Source organism: Nocardioides sp. (assembly GCF_031422975.1).
Taxonomy (GTDB): domain Bacteria; phylum Actinomycetota; class Actinomycetes; order Propionibacteriales; family Nocardioidaceae; genus Nocardioides.
Genome location: NZ_JANPEO010000229.1, coordinates 1 through 6228, shown reverse-complemented (window position 1 = coordinate 6228; position 6228 = coordinate 1). Strand labels below are relative to the sequence as shown.

Genomic DNA, 6228 nt, shown 5'->3' with positions numbered 1-6228 from the left:
CCTTCGCCTTCTCCGGCGTCGAGCCCGAGGTGATGGGCGCCGGCCCGATCCCGGCGACCGAGAAGGCACTGGCCAAGGCCGGCCTCACCATCGACGACATCGACGCCTTCGAGATCAACGAGGCCTTCGCGGTCCAGGTGCTCTCGCTGCTCGAGCACTACGGCATCGCCGACGACGACCCGCGCGTGAACCCCTACGGCGGCGCGATCGCCATGGGACACCCGCTGGCCTCCTCCGGTGTCCGCCTGATGACCCAGCTCGCGAACTCGTTCGCCGAGCGTCCCGAGGTCCGCTACGGACTGACGACCATGTGCGTCGGCATCGGCATGGGCGGCACCGTGATCTGGGAGAACCCGAACTGGACCGGCAACACCGAAGGGGAGACCAAGTGAGCACCGACTCTTTGTTCAAGCGTGCCGAGGAGTTGGCCTCCGACGCCGAGCGCGTGACCCGGGCCAAGCTGCGGAAGGTCTCCCTGCCGGGAGGCCTGACCCTGGGCCTGATCACCCTCGACAACGGTGAGGACCACACCAAGCCCAACACGTTCGGGTTCGGCTCACTGCTGGCGCTCAGCACCGCCATCGACGAGGCCATCGCCGACGAGACGATCACCGCCATCGGCGTGACCGGCAAGCCGTTCATCCTCGCCGCCGGCGCGGACCTGACGTCCATCCAGAGCGGTGGCCCCGACGCCGTACGCACCATTGCCCAGCTCGGTCACGCGGTCTTCCGCAAGCTGGGCGAGGGCGGCAAGCCGTCGTTCGGCTTCATCAACGGCCTTGCGCTCGGCGGCGGCCTCGAGGTCGCGCTGCACTGCACCTACCGGACCGTCATGGATTCGGCGCCGGCCCTCGGCCTGCCCGAGGTGATGCTCGGTCTCGTGCCCGGCTGGGGCGGCGCCTACCTCGTGCCGAACCTGCTCGGCGCCGACAAGGCGGTCACGCTGGCCATCGAGAACCCGCTGAACAACGGCAAGACGCTGAACGGCCAGCAGGCCTTCGACTTCGGCCTCGCCGACGCGGTCTTCGGTGGCGTCGACTTCCTCGAGCAGTCGCTGCTCTGGGCCGGCAAGGTCCTCTCCGGCGACGTGGTCGTCGAGCGGCCCGAGGTGGACCGGGGAGCCGCCTGGGACGCGGCCATCGCCCGTGCCGAGGGCATCGTCGCGGCCAAGACCGGCGGGGCCTCCCCTGCCGCGAAGCAGGCGATCGAGCTGATCGCCGGTGCGCGAGACGCCGACCGCGACGCCGGCTTCGCCGCCGAGGACGACGCCCTCGAGGCGATGTCGCGCACGCCCGAGCTGATCGCCAGCATGTACTCCTTCGACCTGGTGCAGAAGCGCGCCAAGCGTCCGGCCGGCGCCCCCGACCGTTCGCTCGCGCGCCCGGTCACCAAGGTCGGCATCGTCGGGGCGGGCCTGATGGCCAGCCAGTTGGCGCTGTTGTTCGTACGCCGCCTCAAGGTGCCCGTCGTCCTCACCGACCTCGACCAGGAGCGCGCCGACAAGGGCGTCGCCTACGTGCATGCCGAGCTCGACAAGCTGCTCGCCAAGGGTCGCTCCAACCAGGACAAGACCAACCGCCTCAAGGCCCTGGTGACCGGCTCGATGGACCAGTCGGTCGCCTTCGAGGGAGCCGACTTCGTGATCGAGGCCGTCTTCGAGGAGATGTCGGTCAAGAAGCAGGTCTTCGCGGCCGTGGAGAAGGTCGTCTCGCCGGAGTGCGTGCTGGCGACCAACACCTCGTCGCTGTCGATCACCGAGATGGCGGCCGACCTCGAGCACCCGGAGCGGGTCGTGGGCTTCCACTTCTTCAACCCGGTCGCGGTGATGCCGCTGCTCGAGATCGTCAAGGGCGACAAGACCGACGACCCGACGCTCGCCACCGCCTTCGGCACCGGCAAGGGCCTGGGCAAGACCACGATCCTGGTCAAGGACAGCCCGTCGTTCATCGTCAACCGCCTGCTCGGACGCTTCATGGGCGAGGTCGCCAAGATCGCCGACGAGGGCACGCCGATCGCGGTGGTCGACTCGGCCTTCGCCGGTGTCGCGCCGATGCCGCCCTACGTCTTGCTGTCGCTCGTGGGGCCGGCCATCGCGCTGCACAACAACGAGACGCTGTTGCGCGCCTTCCCGGACCGCTTCTACGTGTCGGAGAACCTCCGGCGCGTGGTCGAGGCCGGCAGGCGCAGCTTCTACGGCGCCGACGGCGCGATCGACCCCGAGGTCGCGGCACTGCTCGTTCAGCCCGAGTCCCCGGTCGTGAAGACGGCCGACGAGGTGCGCGAGCAGACCCTGTCCGCGCTCGCCGACGAAGCGCAGCGGATGCTCGACGAGGGCGTCGTCGCTGCTCCCGAGGACCTCGACCTGGCGATGATCACCGGCGCCGGGTTCTCCTTCTGGAACGGCGGCCTGACCATGCTGCTCGACATCGCCGGCATCTCGGAGAAGGTCAACGGCAAGCGGTTCCACTGATCGCTCACCACTTGTAACACGCTGTCCGGTGCTCTTCCGCGACGTTGCTACGTCGCAGAAGAGCACCGGACGACGTGTTACAGCGGACTCGAGCCGCCCTCCGCCCCCGGTCAGCGACCCCCGGCGGCGTCCGCGGCGGGGCCGCCGATCCCCTGGCCGACGCGGCTGTGCGACCGGCCGTAGGCGAAGTAGACGACCAGACCGATCGCCATCCAGACGAAGAACCGGACCCACGTGCCGCCGGTGAGGTTCAACATCAGGTAGACGCACAGCAGCACCGACGTGGCCGCCACCACGTGCACGGCCGGGGTGCGGAACGAGCGCTCGAGGTCGGGACGCTTGTGCCTCAGGATCACCACGCCGACGCTGACCAGCACGAAGGCGAACATCGTGCCGATGCTGACCAGGGTGACCAGGGTGGCGAGGTCGACGAAGCCGCCGATCACGGCCACTGCGACGCCGGTGATCGCGGTGAAGACGTAGGGCGTCCCGTACGTCGGGTGGACCCGCGCCAGTCCTCGCGGGAGGAGCCCGTCGCGGGCCATCGCGAAGCCGACGCGGGTCTGGCCGAGCATCAGGATCATCACCACGACGATCAGCCCGATGCAGGCACCGATCGAGATCAGCCGCCCCATCCACTCCATGCCCACGGCGTCGAACGCGGTCGCCAGCGGCGCGGCGTCGTTCGGGTCGATGTCGGTGTACTTCTGCATCCCGGTGACGACCAGGCTGACCGCCATGTACAGGACAGTCACGATCACCAGCGAGATCAGGATGCCGCGCGGGACGTCGCGCTGCGGGTTGCGCGTCTCCTCCGCGGTGGTCGCCACGATGTCGAAGCCGATGAAGGCGAAGAAGACGATCGAGGCTCCGGCGATGACGCCGGCAAACCCGTAGACGGCCGGGTCGATGCCGAGCAGCGAGCCGATCAGGGTCTGGTCCAGGAAACCGCCGCTGCCCTGGGGTGCGGGCTGCGACGGGGGGATGAAGGGCGAGTAGTTGTCACCGTCGATGTGGGAGATGCCGAAGACGATGACTGCGGCGACGACGAGGAGCTTGATGGCCACCACGATCTGGTTGAGCATGCTGGAGAGCTTGATGCCGGCCATGAGCACGCCCGCCACGAGCAGCGAGATGAGCACCGCAGGCAGGTCGACGACGCCGTCGGCGGCCGACCCGAGCGCCGTCGGGACCTCCAGGAACGTGCCCTCGAACACCTGCTGGAAGTAGCCCGAGAAGCTCGTGGCGAGCGCCGCGGCACCGATGGTGAACTCCAGCGCCAGGTCCCAGCCGATGATCCAGGCGATCAGCTCGCCGAAGGTGGCGTAGCTGAACGTGTACGCGCTGCCCGCCACCGGCACCGTCGAGGCGAACTCCGCGTAGCACAGCGCGGCCAGCGCGCACGCGAGACAGGCGATCACGAACGAGAGGGTGATCGCCGGGCCGGCGTTGGTCTTGGCCACGGTGCCCGTCACCACGAAGATTCCGGCCCCGATGATGACGCCGACCCCGAAGATCACCAGGTCGAGGAGTCCCAGGTTCTTCTTGAGCCGGTGCTCCGGCTCGTCGGTCTCGGCAATCGACTGTTCGACTGACTTGGTGCGGAAGAGGCTGCTCATCGGGGCAACCTATCGAGGCAGCGGGATACGCGCGAGTCAGCCGTACGTCGCGAGGATGCGTTTCGCCGCCTCGCGGGCCAGTTGGCCCGAACCCATCTGGAGCGTCTGCTGCAGCACGTCGTCCTGGTCCTCCTGACTCGTCGCGGCGAGCTCGTCGAGCAGGCGCCACAGCATCGGTGCGCCGTACATGTCGACGATGGCCTCACACGCCCACCAGGAGATGCCGTAGTGCGCGGCCTGGTCGGCGTCGTTGTAGTCGAGGTCGGCGGGCAGCTCGTCGAGCCCGGCCGCGGCCGCATCGATCGTGGCCTGGCTGATCAGGCGCTGGTCCTCCGGCATCGGCTGCACGGACACCCACTCGGCGATGCCCTCCCCCAGCCACGTCGGCACGTCGTCGTCGTGACTGCCGAGGGCGACGTGGGCCAGCTCGTGGCGGATCAGCCGACCGAGCTGTTGGGGATCGCTGTCGAGCATCCGCGGGTGCAGCAGGAAGCGGGTGCCGGCGAGCGGGTCGCCCGCCTCGTCGTCGATGCGCGCCGGCACCGGGAACGACACGGCGTCGAGAGCATCCGGATCCTGGGAGGGCAGGTCGTCGAGGCCCTCGAGGAGATCGGTGTCGGAGAGCGCGTAGACCACGACATGGCCTTCCCAGCCGTAGGGCACGACCTGGCCGACCTGCCCGATGCCCTCCTCGACGGCGTGGATGACGTCGTGTGCCCGGCCGGCACTCAGGGTGTCGAAGATGCCCAGCACGCCACCGCCGGTGACCACCGTGACGGCACCGCTGTCCCAGGGCTGGACGTCCACGTCGTTGCGCTGCTCCCACGAGCGGTCGCGGTCGCTGGCGACGAGCAGCCCGTCGCCCTCCGGATCGTGGGTGAAGTGGAACCGGGCCGGCCGAACGACGGGCAGCGCGTCGTAGCCGTCGAGCTGGAGGTGCACCTGGATCACGGCGTCGTAGCCGCCGGCCGTGCGCACCAGCGAGCTCCCGTCGACCCGGTAGGAGAGCGTGCCGAGGGGCAGCTGGGTGAGGTTGGCGAAGTAGACCCGCTCCCGGTCGACGAACCTCTGCTCGGTCCGGTCCACCGTCGCCAGGAAGGCCCGCCACTTGTGCTTCCGGAGGGCGCGAGCGCGCTGGTGGAGGACCTCCCGCATGCGCGGCACGACATCGGCCGTCTCCCCCTCGGGTGGCTGCGAGTCGGCTGCGGGGTCCCCGGTGCAGGCCGTCAGGCTGACGGAGAGCAGCAGCGCCGACGTGGCGAGCGCAGCGGCGTACGGCCTGACGCGCGCCTCAGGCCTGGTGATCGACATCGTGCAGGGCCCGGCCGTCGGACACAGCAGTCACGTCCTCCACGATCCCGCGGGCGATGCTCTGGGCGTCGAGGCCGATCCGGCTCAGGATCACGTCGCGCTTGGCGTGATCGAGGAACTCCTGCGGAATCCCGTGGAGGCGGAAGGGGGTGGAGACGCGGGCGTCGTTGAGGGTCTGCAGCAGCACCGCACCGCAGCCGCCGATCCGGCCGTTGTCCTCGATGCTGACCACGAGCCGGTGCTCGCGGGCGAGCTCCACGATCGCCGGATCGACCGGCTTGACCCAGCGCGGGTCGAGGGCGGTCACGCCGATCCCCTGCGCGGTGAGGCGATCGGCCACGTCGACCGCGACCGTGCACATGGAGCCCACCGCCACGATCAGCACGTCCTGGTCGCCCCGGCGCACCAGGACGTCGGCGCCACCCGCCTTGGCGACGGAAGCGATGTCGGCCGGGGGCGGCCCCTTGGGAAAGCGCACCACGGTCGGCGCGTCGTCGACCTCGATCGCCTCGTCGAGGAGTTCGCCCAGCCGGGTCACGTCGCGCGGGGCGGCGAGCCGCAGGCCCGGCACGACCTGGAGGATCGACATGTCCCACATGCCGTTGTGGCTGGCGCCGTCGTCGCCGGTCACCCCCGAACGATCGAGCACGAAGGTGACCCCGCACCGGTGCAGGGCGACGTCCATCAGCACCTGGTCGAAGGCACGGTTGAGGAAGGTCGCGTAGACCGCGAAGACCGGGTGCAGGCCACCCATCGCGAGGCCCGCCGCTGAGGTGGTGGCGTGCTGCTCGGCGATTCCGACGTCGAAGGTGCGACCGGGGAACTTCG

Annotated in this window: 4 protein-coding genes and 1 pseudogene; 2 read left to right on the top strand and 3 right to left on the bottom strand. The window is 69.6% G+C overall.

What is annotated here, in order from left to right; translation table 11 throughout:
- Together RMO85_RS06830 and RMO85_RS06825 are read left to right on the top strand one after the other, a co-directional pair.
- Nucleotides 1–392, top strand: a pseudogene (locus tag RMO85_RS06830) (acetyl-CoA C-acyltransferase); the annotation flags it as partial.
- Entirely contained in the window at nt 389–2470 is a 2082-nt protein-coding gene (locus RMO85_RS06825; protein ID WP_310527881.1) for a 3-hydroxyacyl-CoA dehydrogenase NAD-binding domain-containing protein, read from the top strand. The pseudogene RMO85_RS06830 and the gene RMO85_RS06825, both read left to right, overlap by 4 nt.
- Before the next feature lie 110 nt (nt 2471–2580).
- On the opposite strand, the gene RMO85_RS06820 is transcribed toward RMO85_RS06825, so the two are convergent.
- The 3 genes from RMO85_RS06820 to RMO85_RS06810 form a co-directional block, all read right to left on the bottom strand.
- Entirely contained in the window at nt 2581–4089 is a 1509-nt protein-coding gene (locus RMO85_RS06820; RefSeq protein ID WP_310527880.1) for an amino acid permease, read from the bottom strand.
- 36 nt (nt 4090–4125) lie between these two features.
- The gene (locus RMO85_RS06815) at nt 4126–5400 is read right to left on the bottom strand and encodes a hypothetical protein (RefSeq protein ID WP_310527879.1); all 1275 of its coding nucleotides are present in this window, start codon (nt 5398–5400) and stop codon (nt 4126–4128) included.
- Nucleotides 5381–6228 (bottom strand): transketolase C-terminal domain-containing protein (locus RMO85_RS06810; RefSeq protein WP_310527878.1); only part of this gene is annotated, 848 nt, incomplete at its 5' end. The genes RMO85_RS06815 and RMO85_RS06810, both read right to left, overlap by 20 nt.